The sequence below is a fragment of the Pedobacter sandarakinus genome, from assembly GCF_026240095.1.
Lineage (GTDB): Bacteria > Bacteroidota > Bacteroidia > Sphingobacteriales > Sphingobacteriaceae > Pedobacter > Pedobacter sandarakinus.
Map to the genome: position 1 here is coordinate 95,060 of NZ_JAPIVG010000005.1, position 15,655 is coordinate 110,714.

Below are 15,655 nucleotides of genomic sequence, written 5' to 3' on the forward strand. Positions count from 1 at the left end.
CTGTGGGTAATTTAGAGACATTTTTACCGATTTATTATCATTAGTGAATTTGAATATTTGGTCATGGTCAAAACTATTCTAATATTTTTTGTCTAATGAGTCCGATATTATCTAGAATATTGTAAATTGATAGCCAATAAAATTTATCGCTCTTGAAGTCATTATTACAACCCAAAAAATCCAGAAGAATATTTCTTTTGTTGATAGTTTCCTTGTTGGCAATCATTATTCTTCTCAGAATTTTTGTTATTGTGAACTTTCATCCTGAAATCATAAAAGGTGTTTCAACAGAAGAGCCGATGTGGCATGCACTAGTTCTAAAATTACTAGACGGCATCTTCGTGTCATTAATTGTCACCGTTTCTGTCGGTCTTTTCATGTTTTACATCGAGGTTCCAGATAACGACAAAAAATTCGACATTATTGAATCGTTGCGATTAGAGGAGTTATTTGACGCAGAATTGGCTCAAACGGATACATGGCATTTTAGTGGTGGAATGGGGCGTCATACTAGGGCAAAAACAATTCCTTTAATGGATAAATCCGCTCGAAGTTCGAATCGACATAAATCTTTAAAGATTCACTTACTAGATCCGTCGGATGAAAAGATATGTGGTGCTTATTCCAGTTATAGAGGTTCGCTTTCTTCGGCTAAAAGAGGTAAAGTACAGTGGAGTTTGCAGTTTGTGCGGAGGGAGTTGCTAAGCACCGTGCTGGTTGCGGCTATCTATAAAACTAATAACCCTAATTTTGATATTATTTTGAAATTCAAAAGTGTTTTTTCAACACTAAGGATTGATTTGAGTTCCCGAGCGGCGTTAATTACAAAGGAAGATAGAGCAGAGCCTGCATTAATGTGCCGGTCGGAATCTTTCTTATTTAAGGCCTATCAGGAAGAGGCAGCACAGACGTTTAAGCTTAATTTGCCAATAGATATTCAACTTGCAGATAAATATCAAGTGAAAAAAATAACTTTTCAAGACGTACAAAAAATGTTGAACGAACTTAGTTTAGATATGAATCTATCTGAAGATGATTATAAGGCTATTTGCAAAATAATTAGAGACAACGATAATCCCTATGCATAAAACTGATTTCGAAAGACTAAGAGATTTATTTCGCACATCTGACCGATTGAAGATGCAAGTAGAAATCCAGCAACTAATAGATGGTCTGCAGAACACTGAAAAAATGGAATATACTTTCTTCTTCCATCCTTTGGGTTTTGTTTATACAGTCCTCCATTCATTTCAGGACGGCGAAAGTATACGCTTGCATATTTGGAATAAAAAATTTTATGACATAACACCAATGCTTGATATTCACGGCCATTATTATAAGGTAAAGAGTTATGTGTATTGTGGATGTGTAATGAATCAGTTGTATAGCCTGAATGATATTGGAGGAATTGAGGTAAGTCAATATAAGGGCAGTTACCCAGCAAATGGAGATCGGACTTTGACGAAAATTAAAGAGGGATTGTTTGTCCTAAAGGAAGATAAGGAGGTTCATTGCGGTGGAGAGCTTTATACAATTGGTCATGACCAGATTCACTCTGGCGGAGCATTTGGTGGTCTGCCAGCATGCACAGTAGTCTATACCCAGGATCCTCGCGATAAGCATCCGCAGGTTTTTGGTATAAATGAGTTAAAAGAACAAATATCTTTCCCGAAGACGCGGGTTCCTGAAGAAGTTTTGAAAAGTATTTTTGAAGATCTTGATAAATAAGTGAATGGCCACTGTAGGATTAGAAATAGTTTAGAGACCATTTTATGTCTATATTCGTTTCGCTAAATGGATAAATTAATTGAAAATAAACATACTATACCTTTTTTGAGGTGGACAGGTTCCAAACGATGGTTTACGAAAACCTACCTTACGGATTTTATGCCGGAAGAATTCGGTGACTATCATGAGCCATTTTTAGGGGCGGGTGCAGTATACTTTCATCTTGCAAACCAATTTAGTGAGGAAAGACAGTTTTTCCTTTCTGATTCCAACGAAGACTTAATTAATGTATATGTTCAGATTCGCGATAATCCCGTGGAAGTAATTAGTGAATTGAAGAGGTTCAAAAATACTGAGGAAGATTATTACCATATCCGAAGTCTTAGCTTTGAATCTTTAGTTGAACGGGCAGCTCGTTTTATTTATTTGAATAGAACCTCTTTCAATGGGATATACCGGGTAAATAGTCGCGGTATATATAATGTACCTTATGGTAAGCGACCGAAAGTAGATTTTGTAACGCAAGAACTATTGACAAAAGTTAGTGAAAAACTTCAAAATGCTCATATAAATACGCAGGGCTTTGAAGAAAGCCTATCCAATATAAAATGTGGAGATCTGGTTTTTTTAGATCCACCATACACTGTTGCGCATGAGAATAACGGATTCATAGAATATAACCAGCAGTTATTTGCATGGGAGGATCAAGAGCGGCTCAGAGCATTTGTCGAAAAAATAAATGAGTTGGGAGCCTATTTTATTCTAACAAATGCAAGCCACTTTTCTATTGCGAACCTTTATGAGGGGGTTGGTTCAATAAGAAAATTATCAAGAAATAGCCAAGTAGGCGGCAGAAATAAAACTCGCAGAATGTATAATGAACTGATTATCTCTAACATTAAGATCTGAGATGGCAATAAAAAAACTAAAAATTGCTGTGATAAGTGACCTTCATTGTCATCCTGAGCAAATCGAATTTTCGAAAAACAACACGTGGCTGTTCAGTGATAAGCTAAGGCTACCGACTACGGAGCATCCAGTGGAAAATCTCCTTGGCATTATTGAAGCAGAAAAAATCGAAGTTGACTTGGTGCTAAGTCCGGGAGACTTTACACATCAATCAGATAAACAAGGCTTTTTTTCGGGATGGTCGTATGTAAATGAATTAGCGCGTGCGTTAAAAGCAAAAGAGGTAATAGCAACAATTGGAAATCATGACATAGATTCTAGGCATACTCATTCGAAATACAGTTTTGATATTCCCAAAAAAATAAGCCAAAGTTTTCCGATAGAAAAAGATCGATTAAAAAATTTTTGGGATACTGGCTTTACTTTCATCGAGGAGTCTGAATTTCAGATCTTGGTTGTGAATAGTACTCATTACCACACCCATAGCGAGAAAGACAACCCCATGGAAAATCCGGTGGTAAAGGGAAAGATGGATTTAGCGCAAATCGAACAGATCGAGAACTACCTTAAAGAAAACAACGACCAAAAAAAAATAAAAATTGCCTTAGTTCATCATCACCCGATACAGCACGCTAGGCAGAAACTTGGCGAACACGATTTTATTGAAAATGGGGAGAATTTTTTGAATGTTTTAGGAGATTTTAAGTTTGACTTATTGATTCATGGCCATAAACATGACCCATGGCTAAGGTATTCGCCAACTCAAAGCGGATTCTCTTTGCCTATACTTTCATCTGGAAGTTTTGCCGCCACCAATCAGATTTCCTGGATTAGTAAGTTCAATTATTTCCATTTAATTGAGATTTCAAAAGTAGAAGAAATTCCAGCTACAGGAATTTTGGAAACATTCACCTATAAGAATGGTATTGGTTGGAAGAAGGATAAAGAAGATGGTTTTTACCCTTTTTCAGGATTTGGATATTTAGATAATTTGCAATCAATAGTAGACAAAGTGAAGGAGAAGTTGGCCGAGACAACTAACGGGATGCTGAAATGGGACCTCATAATTGAAAATATCCCAGAGGTTCAGCATCTAACACCGGACAAAATGGAAGAGTTGGAAGAAAAATTTTTAATAGAAAATATTTTGCTTACGAGTAAAATTGGAGTAAGACCCCGCCATGTGTATTATGAAAGAGATTGATAATTTTTACAATACCTATAATGCTAGGCACCTGAAGCCTTCGGAGGTAGCTGAGAGCTTTATCTTTTCAAGTAGCTTTGAAAAGCTTATACAAAATGACCACTCGATTATTTTAGGTGCTAGAGGTTGTGGCAAAACGACATTAATGAAGATGCTTACACTGCCAGCCTTATACAACTGGCAGCATGAGAAGGCAGCTGAAATAAGGTCTGGCCTTCCTTTTTACGCAATTTACATATCTACTGACATTTATTGGGATGTTAAGAACCAAACATATAGTTCTGAATTAGAGTCATTTGGAAATTTTTCCGAAAAAATTTCTCTTTTTTCAGTTACCAGTAATGTCTTCACTTCTTTGTGCGAGACATTCAAAAACATCCTAGAGATTGACATACAGTGCTATGATGAAAATAAAGAGTTGGAATTATGTAAGCATTTGATCAAAGCATGGAAGTTAAATGCGACAGTTCCTAAGTTGGAATACATCAAGGAGGCGTTAAATGAGAGGGTCGATTATGTCAACCAGTTAATTCAGAATGTGATTTTCAATTACAAAAAAGGACAGGATATACCTAGTCCCGATTTTTTCAACCTATCATTCGAAACCTCATTGGAATATATAATCCCAATTTTCGAACGGATTTATTCTTTGCAGAATAAGCGCCAATGGGCGTTATGTTTCGATGAATTGGAATTTGCTCCAATATGGTTGCAAGAAAAACTTTTTCGGTCGCTTAGGAGTAGGACACAATATATTCTGTATAAACTTAGTTCAAGCCCAATTCTGCCGTTGGATTTGGAAAAAACATTAAGGCATGAATACAGTGCGACAACGGGCAATGATGTTACTATGATAAAGATGTGGGGATCTTCTGAAGCAGACAATTTCTCAAAGAAAATTATTGAATCATACCTATTAAGGAAGCTTAACATAGATGATGCGAAACAGTATTTTGGATCTAACGAAACTTATAATAAGCAAGCGAACAGCTACAGCGAAGGCAGCAAATTTTATAACGAAATGCTTGAGCTCGTTAACAAGGATGAAGCTTTTAAAACATTTCTTGAGGAGAGAAAAATTGATATCAACAGACCAATACCTGTAGACAATCAAAAAGATATTCTGTTTAGAAAAATAAAGCCAGTAGTTGTTTATAGAAATTATTATCTTTCTGATAATAGAAAATTAGATGCGTTAAAATTCAAGGTTTCTCGCAGAAGTAGAAAAACAGGTGAACTATATTCAGGGATCGAAGTTTTGACAAAAATATGTGATGGCAATCCACGCTGGCTTATTGCCATTATTACATCCATACTTTCGAAATCATTAAATCGTGGCATTTCTGAAAAGTTGCAGTATGATGAAATTATTAGTGCGGCAAAACGATTCCAGAATGTTATTGCCAATATTCCAACTGGTGCTTCAATCTCAATTCCATTGACTGAAATTATCGAAAGAATTGGCACATTTTTTAAAATGCAAATATTGGGCCCTGTTTTCAATCTTGATCCCAAGGGTACATTCACGGTAGATGAAAGCGAGCATGAAATATCTGACGAAATTATAACTTTACTAGAGAAAGGAATTTCACAGGGTGCATTAATTTTGGTCGATAGTGATAACCAATCATTTGATTTTGAAATAAGGGGTAAAAGATTGAAGCTTTCCTATCTTTTTGCTCCACTTTATGATTTACCTCTTAGGAAATATACAGCTATTAAATTGAGTGAATGTTTGAGAGGCTTAGAGATAGAAAGTGCTGGACAAATCTCATTATTTTAATTATGGAGCTAGAATACGGTAGACAGGTAGAACTTGGAGAGGTAAAGGGTAAGATCATTGACCTTTTTATTTTTGCCTGCAATCATGAAAAACGCATTTTGTGTGCACATAAATATATATCGGAAACTAATTCGATATTAAAAACTATTGCTCTTTGTTATAAGCCAATTCCAAAAAAGTGTATCAAAGGCATCACTTACAGCCAAATACAAAACCATGTAGAAATTTATGAAATATTAGATTCTCAATTTGCTGGTTACGCCAATAAAGAGGTTAATATTGTAGTTGACTATTCCTGTATGACGAAATCATGGTATTACTCGATTATCTTATATCTGACCAAAAGAAATTTGTTGTTATCCAAGGTAAATGCTTTTTTCATATATACTCCATCAAAATATTCTGCACCTCAAAAACCAAAACATAATACAGAAATTGCGCCGTTGCCAGGAAAATATGTGGTGCCGACCAATAAGCCAAAGGCTTTAATAGTTTGTCTTGGATACGAGCAGAACAAGGCTGAAGGAATCATTGATCACCTAGATCCTAAAATCTGTTATGTGTTTTACACCGAACCCGCTCTTGATCCAAAATTTGTTGCGACTGTTAAAGCCAATAACAAGAATATACTTCAACATTATAACAATGTCATAACTTACAAATTTGATGACATGTTATATCTGGAGCGCCAATTGACTTCACTTTATTATTTACTTAGGGAAGATTATAGTATAATAATTGCTCCGTTAGGACCTAAACCTTTCACATTCATTTCAATGCTTCTTTCAGTGAAATTTCCGGATATCGACATTTGGAGAGTAGGTTCTGGTTCGGATATCAACGAATATTTAAGAGAGCCATTAAATAGTCAAACATTTGTGATAAACGAAGTTGTTTTCAATAACTTCACCCTTAACGACGGAGTGCAAGACTAAAGTTAATTTATTCCACAATGCCAAAGTCGGCGTCATTTTCTTTTTTGAAAATCTAATCAAGGTGCTCTTCAAAAGTTACTAGGTTCAATACCTCATCTTTTAAAAATGTAATGAAAACTTCCATATCCTCTTTAATGATCACCGTTCTGAAGAATCAAGGTACATTTTTCTGCCGCGTTTGGAAACGGTGAGCTAAAACCTGGTGAATTTGTGAAGCTCCATGTTCACTTGTCGAACGATAATGATGGCAATGAGCTGCGAATGTTCATAGGTATATTTGGCACCAATAGGAATATAAAGATGCATGCCGGTTGATCCAGAAGTTTTGGGAAAGCTCGGAACGCCAATCGCGTCCAGTATGGATCTGGTTACCTGGGCAGCCTGGATCACTTGCTCGTAGGTATTCTTTTCTGGATCCAAGTCTATTAGGCAATACTCCCTATAATCTGGCGAGGCTGCCCTGCTGAACCAGGAGCTCATCTCACTGCGGCCTAGCGTATTCAACATTCGTTATACAAATAATTCCACAAGGCATGGCCACTACTAGGCTCATTGTCTAAATTTAAAACTTTAACTTCAGCTTCACATCAAAGTAATCTTTATCTCTTTTGCCATACATAAATGAGAATTTATCGCCATATGCTAGACTAAGTCGCTTCTCAATATTCTCCATCCCCTTATTGAAACCTGATTGGTGGATTTTGGTGTTAATAAGATTCGATGTTTCTATTAACAGCTTCCCTTTGCTTAAATTAATAGTTAGTATTCCAGGGTTGCTAGGTTTTTGTAAATTCCCATGTTTAAGCATATTTTCGACCAGTGTTATGATGACCAGAGGAATAAAGCGAAGGTTTTTCACTTCCTCGGGAAATGAAAAATCAATGTACTGTACCTCATCTTTTCTGATTTTATTCAGTGAAATTAAGTTGTAGATCTGATTGAGCTCTTCTTCCAACTTTGGAAAGTTGTCGTTTGATTCTCTTGTATCTAAACTGAACCGCATAAGTTCAGCAAGATTAAGGACAGCCTCCCCTGCATCCTCGTTGAACTTTCGCACACTATCATATAAAAAACTCAATGTATTGAACAAAAGGTGCGGGTTAATCTGAGCCCGGAGATATTCATATTGAGCAACATTCAATTCGTTCTGTATTTCCTTCGTTCGAATATTATTTAAGTATTCTTGCTTTTCTGCCTGCTCACGTTTGTTTCGCTCTTCCTTATATTCTATAAATAAAAAGTAAAAGCAGGAAAGCCCAATAAAGAACAATCCTCTCCATAGCGATTGGAAGAAGCTTCGGTAATTTTCAACAATGGTAACCACATTAAACTCCTTACTCGAATCTGATAAAATATAATTAAGAATGGATCTTAAAAATATATATAAGCCAATCTGAACCACCATCAGAAAACATACCCTTGTCCACGAGTTTCTCATCTTAAAGCTTTTCCCGAGAACCAAATGTGCATTTGTATAAAAGAGGATGATATTTAGCACGTAATGGAGCAAATAATTTAATGGTTTGCCAAATGCTCCCGCCGCAAGACCTATAAGCGTTATTTCAAAAAAGATAAAAAGCGCCCATCCGATTAAATGGATTCTCTGGGTTTTTGACCACTCAAAAATTTTCTTTGTCATGCTATAAACTGTATTGGTGTAACTCCATATTATCACGGTGTAATAACTTTTTTTACCATATCCAATAGGGCTAGTTTCAAAATAAAAAACATGAAACACATCCCTCAAAAACTGATTAAAAAAACAGCATTTGTTTTTAAATCGCAGAAAAACCAGAGGTTGTCATCAACCGATCCAACCAATTCCAGTATTACGATTATTGCAACTGAAACTTTCGTTGCATTGAAAAAGTAGACTGAAGACAATAAGACTACCGGCCGGATCTTAAGGTTTTTCGTTCTAAAAATTCATTAAAGCTATCTTTGTAACTATTGCCCATTGGAACAACATAAGAACCCATTTTTAGCGTATTTCCAATAACTTTCTCCACCTTCTCTGCATTGACAAAAAATGATCGATGTACCCTATAGAAAAGTGTTCCCCAAAAATCCTTTTCTACCTCCTTCATGGTCAGGTAAACCATGTATTTAGTCTCCTCTGTGACGATATTGATATAATTCTTTTCGCTTTCAAAAAACAGTATTTTGGATTTTTTGATTTTAAGCCTCTGCCCCCTGTCGCCAATACTTACGAAGAAAAATTTTCTTCCTGACTGTTTAGACTTTTCTATTTTCTTTGTTTCCGATTCAAGGATGTCCCAGACAGTTTTTATAAACTTGGGTTTAGATATGGGTTTGACTAAATAACGGGATGCATCCACCTCAAAAGCTTCTACTGCATATTTAGTAAATGCCGTAGTAAATACTATAAACCTAGCTCTATTCACCAATTTTTTTGCAAGTTCAATGCCAGTAATACTAGGCATGTCTATATCTAGAAAGATAAAGTCGATCTTATCCTTTATGCTAATTTCGGATAGAGCTACCAGCGGATCTAGGTAGGTCTTGACTAAAGTAAGATTTTGATTTGTTTCTATATAATCTGATAAGATAGAAATAGAATGTTTTTCATCGTCGATAACGACGCAACGTAATTGTTCCATATGTCAAAGTTTAAATTGTTCAGTCCTTCTTGACCTCTCAATTACTTTGCATTTTCAAATTAACGTTCTGATTCTTCTTTTGGTTCGATTTTTATTACCTCAGTAGTTTTCTTCTGGGAGATGGAACCGTCTCTGTTAATTTTATTTGTCCTTTTTAGAGTTAATCTAACCATATCATATTGCGGTTGCTCTAGTGGAAGGACATCTTGAATCTTGCAATTGAGAGCGATAGCTAACAAGTGAATGTGCCTTATGCTGTACTTGGCTCGTTCGGTATATGTCTCGACTTTTGAAACAAATCCATCAGCTAATTTCATCTTTTGCGTTAATTGAAGTTGCGTCATTTTATTAGCTATTCTCAAAGCTTTAACTCTTTCAATTAATAGAAAATCTAAGTGTGAGATTTCAACAAAAAATAACTCGTCATCTATGGCTACCATTTACATTCGCAAGTGACTGATTTTGATGATTTAAGTCAACTCCACTTGTGGATTTGGTTAACGTTTTGTATCTTAGCCTTAACAAAATTAACGATATAGAAAAACGATAAAAATCATACATCCATTAATTGGATTGAGTAATTACTGAAAGAACTTGTGGTGAAAAGTAGGACGTTCGAACACGAGAGGTAGGTAAAACTCAATTCCTATGCTATCTTTGTATAGCATACGGATTTGGGTCGCCTGCTTTATTTGAGTTCGGCCGCTGCAAAGCGGTGGTGGTCCTACACCTTCACTTCAAATAAAGCGTAAAGGCGGCCCTTTTCCGTTTTCCTTTCGGTTAACACAGATTAACCATGAAAGCAATTGAAATTAATATTCCTTTTTATTTCAGCACTACATGCTTATTTTTGGGCTATTTTATAGCCCCTCATATTTCTGTTTTCTTTATTCTCGGATGGTCATTCATCATTCTTATTAGCCTGGTAATCTGTTCACCTGAATAGGATACCAGGCTAGGGCAGGTCACCTTAATGGTTAATGATAAAAAATAGGTTCTTTAATAATGCACCTGCCTTAGTTTTCTTCAATATTTGAGTTTCCTCATTTAATTTCCGAATCAACTAACTAAACCAACCATGATGAAAAAAACGATATATTTTATCGCTAAGGCACTGCTATGTAATTTTTTTAAACCTAAAATTAGCATTGAGACTAATTTTTCTGAAAATGCACTGAATAAGTTTTCTAAACACGTCCTCGATTTTACAGAAAGCGAAAAGCTGATCAAAAGTGTAGCAGCCCTTTCCTTTAACGAAATTAAGCTCGAACGGTTAAAAAGAAAAAAAATTCTCGTTTTAGTTTTTCTTTTAATCATCAGTATTTCGGTCCAAGCACAAGAAAAAAGTCAGAATTATTCCATAGGTATAGATAAAAAGATCCCTAAAGTGTTTCTCTCGAAGGTTATTAACTATTCAGCGACCGAAATCCGTCTTTCAGACTTAAAAGGTAAAGCGGTAATTCTCGATTTTTGGGCTACGTTTTGCTCCGCTTGTTTGATAGAATTTCCTAAAATGGATAGCTTCCAAAAGCAGTATAACAAAAACCTACAGGTGATATTGATCAATACTTATTCGAAAGATACCGAAAAAGTACTTGGCGATTTTCTGGTACACCAAAAGTCTAAATTGTCGGGTTTTTCTTTGCCGATTGCTCAAAGTGATAGTACACTACGCGAGATCTTCCCCATCAAAAGCATGCCTCATTATATATGGGTAGGATCTGACGGAAGAATCAAAGCAATCACTCGAGCCGAACAGGTTACTGCTCCAAATATTGAACGGTTGATTGCAGGACTGTCCCTCAACTTAAAAATCAAAACAGATTAAAAATGAAAATAAATAATTTTAACGCCAGAAAAATGAAATGGAATTTCTTCCTATTAGTTGTGGCAATATTACTTATCATGCTTTCTGCATTTACTGCCTACGCGCAAGATAACCAAGAAGTTCGTGGGAAGGTGACTGATCTTGACGGCAAGTCTATTATCGTTTCAATTCGTTTTAAGGGGGGGGTAACCCTTGCTGATAGAGACGGAAGCTTTGCTATAAAAGGGTTAAAACTTGGTGATACTATTCGTTTTACTGCCACAGGATTCAAAAGTGTGACCAGGACCAATGAGAAACCTGGCTCTTTTATGTCCATCAAAATGACAGAGGAAATCCAGCAACTGGAGGAAGTTTTAGTGCAGACTGGTTATCAGAGTGCGAAGCCAAATGAAATAAATGGAACAATTTCCTTAATCGATGAAAAAGCTCTGAATGCTCGATCCGGTACCAGTATACTTGACCGCCTCATAGGACAGAGTAGCGGGTTGATGTTGCAAGTAGGGAAAAGTAATAACAATCCTCAAAACAATACTAATATCAGTATAAGGGGGCTTGGAACGATTAATGGTCCCCTAGATCCCCTTATTGTTTTAGACGGTTTTATTTATGAGGGCGATATTGCCAACATAAATCCAAATGATGTTGAGAACGTCTCGATATTAAAGGATGCGGCCTCAGCTTCTATTTGGGGTGCAAGAGCTGGAAATGGGGTCATCATTATTACAACTAAGAAAGGTAAACTAAACCAAGCCATGCAGCTTTCATTTAACGCTAACTTTCTTTTACAGGATCTTCCAAAACTTACTGCGGTAGGACAAATGGAAAACAGTGATTATATCGCGGTAGAAAAACAGCTCTTTAATGCAGGCTATTTTAATGACAGGATAACCTCCACACCGTGGGCAGCCATTACTCCAGTTGTGGAAATTTTGTTAGCCCAGCGGGATGGCAAAATTTCGCAATCGACTGCCGATGAACAAGTACAAAATTTGCTGAAGAATAATACTCAGCAATCCTATTTGGATAACTTTTACACTCGTGCCCTAACCCAGCAATACAATCTTAACATTAAAGGTGGGGGAGAAAGAAATAGCTATTTATTTTCTGCAGCTTACGATCATGTTAAAGGAGAGACTTATAGTAATACCGATAAGTTAAATCTGCATCTTGCGAATGATTTCAAACTTCTAAAAAAACTTGACCTTAATACAAATATCTATTTCACAAATGTTGATAGCAAAACAGGAAGGCCAAGTTTCAATTCGCTAAGCATTGGAAGTCGTTACCCAACCTATATGGACTTTAGTTCGCCGGGCGGTATGGCGACGAGCTATCGTAGCATTTACACGGATACTTTAGCCTCTGGAAAATTTTTAGACTGGAAATACTATCCAACTGAAGATTATAAACATGATTACAATAGGCGTAAAACTCAAGAACTTTATGCAAATTTCGGTCTAAAGTATCAAATTTTAGATGGGTTAAACCTACAGTTAAATTACCAATATCAGCGGCAAAACTCAAGTGATGAAAGAACCTCAGACGCTGAAAGTTATGCTGCCAGAAACCTGGTAAACACTTTTAGCCAATTCAATAGGGCAACTGGGATAGTGACTTATCCCGTTCCGAAAGGAGGAATTCTGTTAGCTAATACATCAGTTGTGAATTCACAGACTGGGCGAGCACAGTTCAATTATAACAGGATTTTTGGAGTGCACAGTATTACCGCCATTGCTGGGAGTGAGGTAAGATCCTCAAATACTTCTGCAATGGGAAACAGGCGGCTTGGATATCAATCCGATCCCCTTTATTTTAGTCCCGTCGACGAAGTTGGATATTACCCTGAATATCTTACAGGCAATACTAACCAGATTGGTGGAGTAAACACTTTACTTGAAACTGCCTATCGTTTTTTAAGTATGTACAGCAATGTTGCATACAGTTATAAAGGGAAATACCTGATTTCTGGAAGTGTCCGTAGAGATGGTTCCAATATTTTTGGTGCAAATACAAATGATAAATGGAAACCGTTATGGTCAGCTGGTTTGGGCTGGAAGGTCTCTGATGAGAGTTTTTATAACATCGACTGGCTACCTGTTCTCCGCCTAACAGGTACATTTGGCTATAGTGGAAATGTCGATCTAAGCAAAACAGCGCTACCAATTGCCGGATATGGAACGAATTCAATTACCCGTTTTCCAATTACAAGGATCAATACTATAAACAATCCTGATTTGCGCTGGGAACAGCTCTCACAGCTTAACCTAAAGATAGATTTCGAGCTAAAAAAACAAGTTCTAAGTGGATCTCTGGCATGGTATGTCAAAAGGGGATCTGATCTATATGGAAGGGATTCTTACGATTATACATCTTGGGGGGCGAATGACGAAATTGTTAGGAACGTAGCGGATATGGTTGGACATGGTTTTGATGCCGATTTTCATAGCCGCAATATCCAGGGTAAAAATTTTAGCTGGAACAGCGATCTTTTCTTTAGCTATAACCTAAGCAAGACAAAAAAATATTACTCTAAAACTATGGCAAGTATTTATTCGATGATATCTGGTGGTAATTATATAACGCCTTTAGAGGGATATCCGCTATATGCTGTTGCGGCATATAAGTGGGGAGGACTCGACAATAAAGGAAACCCGCAAGGGTATCTGAATGGATCCTTAAGTACCGATTACGCAGCTATGTTAAATGAAGCTAGCAACACGGGAAGCAATTTAGTCTACCTTGGAGCTTCAAGTCCAGCTTATTTTGGATCGATAATCAATACTTTCAGATTCAAGGGGCTAAGCGTCTCTTTCAATCTCAATTATAAATTGGGTTACAGGGTCAAAAAGCCAACGATAAGTTATTCACAGTTGATTAGTAATGGAATTGGTAATGCTCAGTTTTCCAACCGATGGCAGAATCCTGGGGATGAGCAAAAAACCAATGTCCCTTCATTCATATATCCTAATTCATCATTAAGGGATGCATTTTTCTATTCATCAGAACCTAATGTAATGCGTGGAGACCATGTTAGAATGGATTATCTGCGCATAGGGTATACCTTGAATACCTCGCAATGGAAATCCCCGTTCCGAAACCTTGAACTCTATTCAGGTATGCAGAATATAGGAATCTTATGGAGAGCAAATAAGGATGGTTATGATCCCGATTATGCAAATGTAATTCCCCCTTCACTTCAATTTTCTTTCGGTATAAAGGGCGCATTTTAATAGATCTGTTATAAAAAATAAAAAGAGATGAAAAGATTAAAAGTTTTGAGAATATTTATTACAGGTATTGGTATTCTTGCCATATTCTCAGGTTGTAAAAAATTTCTCGATGTGAAGTCAGATAAGCAGCTTGTCGTTCCAAATACCCTTGTAGACATTCAAGGACTATTGGATGATGCAAATTTGATGAACATCCGTACATCACCCTCTTTCGGAGAGGCTTCGAGTGATGATTTTTTTCTCCCCTCGGAGAATTATAAATCACTGATCACAAGGGGGCAGGAGGCCTACACCTGGCAGCCAACACCCTATAGATTTCAAAATGACTGGAGTTTGGCTTACACGGCAGTTTTCAACTGTAATTTAAGTTTAGAATTACTGGAAAAGATAGACAGGACATCTTCTAATTCTGCCGCCTGGGACAATGTGAAGGGTAGTGCATTGTTTTTCAGAGCGTATTATTTCTTAATGCTGACGAATCAATTTGGATTGGCATATGATGAGCAGTCATCTAAAACCGATTTGGGAATAGCGCTTCGCCTAAATTCAGATTTTAATATTCCCTCAATTAGATCCTCAGTCAGTGATTGTTATAGCCGAATTATAGAAGATGCGAGTCAGGCACTTAGATTATTGCCAGATTACCCTCAGCATGTCATGAGGCCATCTAAAGTTGCGACTGCGGCTTTGCTCTCACGATGCTTTCTGTATATGCGGAAGTATGATCTTGCGATGAAATACACTATTGAAGCGCTGGCATTAAATAATAAGCTCATGGACTTCAATGGTGACGCTGATTTACTGGCTCTTACCAGTGCAGTACCAGTGAAAAAGTTCAATAAGGAAACCATCTGGTATGCGGAACTTTCAAGCAATTTTGGTGTAAATACTGTGTCGAGATCACGTATCGACTCTAACCTGTATTCATCTTATTCCGCAAACGACCTTAGAAAAGTTGCATTTTTCAAATCCGCTGCGCCGTATCAGCAGTTTAAAGGAAACTATACGGCGAACGCAACGGTTTATTTTTCTGGCCTAGCGACCGATGAACTCTACCTCACAAGTGCGGAATGCAAGGCCTGGCTAAACGATTTACCTGGAGCAATGGATGATTTAAATAAATTGCTAAAGTCACGCTGGAAAAGTACGACTATATATTCTCCAATTGTTGCAAGCGATAAGCAGGATGCTTTGTCCAAAATCCGATTGGAAAGAAGAAAAGAACTGTTAATGAGGGGGCTTCGTTTTGCAGATATCAAGCGATATAACAAAGAAGGGGCGAATATAATTTTAAGACGGATTATCGACGGCAAAGTTTACAGCCTTCCGCCAGATTCGCGGTATTATGCTTTGCCGCTTCCCACAGACGTAATCGAATTGTCTGGTATGACTCAAAACTAATTGTTTAACATGGGGA

General features: G+C 36.9%; 14 protein-coding genes. 10 read left to right on the forward strand and 4 right to left on the reverse strand.

What is annotated here, in order from left to right:
• Positions 1–152 precede the first annotated feature (152 nt).
• The 6 genes from OQ268_RS14255 to OQ268_RS14280 all read left to right on the forward strand — a co-directional run bounded on the left by OQ268_RS14255 (position 153) and on the right by OQ268_RS14280 (position 6,559).
• Complete coding sequence (locus OQ268_RS14255; RefSeq protein ID WP_265856983.1) at positions 153–1,088, forward strand: hypothetical protein; 936 nt, start codon at positions 153–155, stop codon at positions 1,086–1,088.
• A 52-nt stretch (positions 1,089–1,140) separates the two neighbouring features.
• Complete coding sequence (locus OQ268_RS14260; RefSeq protein ID WP_265856985.1) at positions 1,141–1,728, forward strand: hypothetical protein; 588 nt, start codon at positions 1,141–1,143, stop codon at positions 1,726–1,728.
• A 66-nt stretch (positions 1,729–1,794) separates the two neighbouring features.
• Complete coding sequence (locus OQ268_RS14265) at positions 1,795–2,637, forward strand: DNA adenine methylase (protein WP_265856986.1); 843 nt, start codon at positions 1,795–1,797, stop codon at positions 2,635–2,637.
• A 1-nt stretch (position 2,638) separates the two neighbouring features.
• Positions 2,639–3,841 (forward strand): metallophosphoesterase family protein, encoded by a 1,203-nt coding sequence (locus tag OQ268_RS14270; RefSeq protein ID WP_265856988.1) that lies wholly within the window; start codon positions 2,639–2,641, stop codon positions 3,839–3,841.
• The gene (locus OQ268_RS14275) at positions 3,828–5,624 is read left to right on the forward strand and encodes an ORC-CDC6 family AAA ATPase (protein WP_265856990.1); all 1,797 of its coding nucleotides are present in this window, start codon (positions 3,828–3,830) and stop codon (positions 5,622–5,624) included. Before OQ268_RS14270 ends, OQ268_RS14275 begins: the two co-directional genes overlap by 14 nt.
• A gap of 2 nt (positions 5,625–5,626) precedes the next feature.
• Positions 5,627–6,559, forward strand: coding sequence for a hypothetical protein (locus OQ268_RS14280; RefSeq protein ID WP_265856992.1), 933 nt, complete (start codon positions 5,627–5,629; stop codon positions 6,557–6,559).
• A gap of 192 nt (positions 6,560–6,751) precedes the next feature.
• Here OQ268_RS14280 and ligD read toward each other — a convergent pair whose 3' ends face one another.
• Positions 6,752–7,066 (reverse strand): non-homologous end-joining DNA ligase LigD, encoded by a 315-nt coding sequence (gene ligD / locus OQ268_RS14285; RefSeq protein WP_265856994.1) that lies wholly within the window; start codon positions 7,064–7,066, stop codon positions 6,752–6,754.
• 55 nt (positions 7,067–7,121) lie between these two features.
• Positions 7,122–8,198 carry a sensor histidine kinase gene (locus OQ268_RS14290; protein WP_265856996.1) on the reverse strand — a complete coding sequence of 359 codons (1,077 nt, stop codon included), beginning with the start codon at positions 8,196–8,198 and terminating at the stop codon, positions 7,122–7,124.
• A gap of 90 nt (positions 8,199–8,288) precedes the next feature.
• On the opposite strand from OQ268_RS14290, the gene OQ268_RS14295 reads away from it, so the two are divergent.
• Positions 8,289–8,432 carry a hypothetical protein gene (locus tag OQ268_RS14295; protein WP_186462339.1) on the forward strand — a complete coding sequence of 48 codons (144 nt, stop codon included), beginning with the start codon at positions 8,289–8,291 and terminating at the stop codon, positions 8,430–8,432.
• Between the two features lie 16 nt (positions 8,433–8,448).
• Here the strand turns inward: OQ268_RS14295 and OQ268_RS14300 are convergent, their stop codons facing one another.
• Together OQ268_RS14300 and OQ268_RS14305 are read right to left on the reverse strand one after the other, a co-directional pair.
• Complete coding sequence (locus tag OQ268_RS14300) at positions 8,449–9,180, reverse strand: LytR/AlgR family response regulator transcription factor (RefSeq protein WP_265856998.1); 732 nt, start codon at positions 9,178–9,180, stop codon at positions 8,449–8,451.
• A 59-nt stretch (positions 9,181–9,239) separates the two neighbouring features.
• Positions 9,240–9,620 (reverse strand): helix-turn-helix domain-containing protein, encoded by a 381-nt coding sequence (locus OQ268_RS14305; protein WP_265856999.1) that lies wholly within the window; start codon positions 9,618–9,620, stop codon positions 9,240–9,242.
• Positions 9,621–10,258: 638 nt separating this feature from the next.
• Here OQ268_RS14305 and OQ268_RS14310 point away from each other — a divergent pair.
• From OQ268_RS14310 to OQ268_RS14320, 3 genes are read left to right on the forward strand one after another with little or no spacing between them, the layout of a single operon-like run.
• On the forward strand, positions 10,259–11,008 hold the full coding sequence (locus tag OQ268_RS14310; RefSeq protein WP_265857002.1) for a TlpA family protein disulfide reductase: 750 nt from the start codon (positions 10,259–10,261) through the stop codon (positions 11,006–11,008).
• A gap of 2 nt (positions 11,009–11,010) precedes the next feature.
• On the forward strand, positions 11,011–14,238 hold the full coding sequence (locus OQ268_RS14315) for a SusC/RagA family TonB-linked outer membrane protein (RefSeq protein ID WP_265857004.1): 3,228 nt from the start codon (positions 11,011–11,013) through the stop codon (positions 14,236–14,238).
• Positions 14,239–14,265: 27 nt separating this feature from the next.
• Complete coding sequence (locus OQ268_RS14320; protein ID WP_131538532.1) at positions 14,266–15,639, forward strand: RagB/SusD family nutrient uptake outer membrane protein; 1,374 nt, start codon at positions 14,266–14,268, stop codon at positions 15,637–15,639.
• Positions 15,640–15,655 lie beyond the last annotated feature (16 nt).

Excerpts from the sequence above, each read along its gene's own strand:
- OQ268_RS14295 (WP_186462339.1), top strand. The coding sequence starts at position 8,289 with ATGAAACACATCCCTCAAAAACTGATTAAAAAAACAGCATTTGTTTTT.
- OQ268_RS14310 (WP_265857002.1), top strand. The coding sequence starts at position 10,259 with ATGATGAAAAAAACGATATATTTTATCGCTAAGGCACTGCTATGTAAT.
- OQ268_RS14260 (WP_265856985.1), top strand. The coding sequence starts at position 1,141 with ATGCAAGTAGAAATCCAGCAACTAATAGATGGTCTGCAGAACACTGAA.
- OQ268_RS14280 (WP_265856992.1), top strand. The coding sequence starts at position 5,627 with ATGGAGCTAGAATACGGTAGACAGGTAGAACTTGGAGAGGTAAAGGGT.
- ligD (WP_265856994.1), bottom strand. The coding sequence starts at position 7,066 with ATGTTGAATACGCTAGGCCGCAGTGAGATGAGCTCCTGGTTCAGCAGG.
- OQ268_RS14315 (WP_265857004.1), top strand. The coding sequence starts at position 11,011 with ATGAAAATAAATAATTTTAACGCCAGAAAAATGAAATGGAATTTCTTC.
- OQ268_RS14265 (WP_265856986.1), top strand. The coding sequence starts at position 1,795 with ATGGATAAATTAATTGAAAATAAACATACTATACCTTTTTTGAGGTGG.
- OQ268_RS14305 (WP_265856999.1), bottom strand. The coding sequence starts at position 9,620 with ATGGTAGCCATAGATGACGAGTTATTTTTTGTTGAAATCTCACACTTA.
- OQ268_RS14290 (WP_265856996.1), bottom strand. The coding sequence starts at position 8,198 with ATGACAAAGAAAATTTTTGAGTGGTCAAAAACCCAGAGAATCCATTTA.
- OQ268_RS14300 (WP_265856998.1), bottom strand. The coding sequence starts at position 9,180 with ATGGAACAATTACGTTGCGTCGTTATCGACGATGAAAAACATTCTATT.
- OQ268_RS14275 (WP_265856990.1), top strand. The coding sequence starts at position 3,828 with ATGAAAGAGATTGATAATTTTTACAATACCTATAATGCTAGGCACCTG.
- OQ268_RS14320 (WP_131538532.1), top strand. The coding sequence starts at position 14,266 with ATGAAAAGATTAAAAGTTTTGAGAATATTTATTACAGGTATTGGTATT.
- OQ268_RS14270 (WP_265856988.1), top strand. The coding sequence starts at position 2,639 with ATGGCAATAAAAAAACTAAAAATTGCTGTGATAAGTGACCTTCATTGT.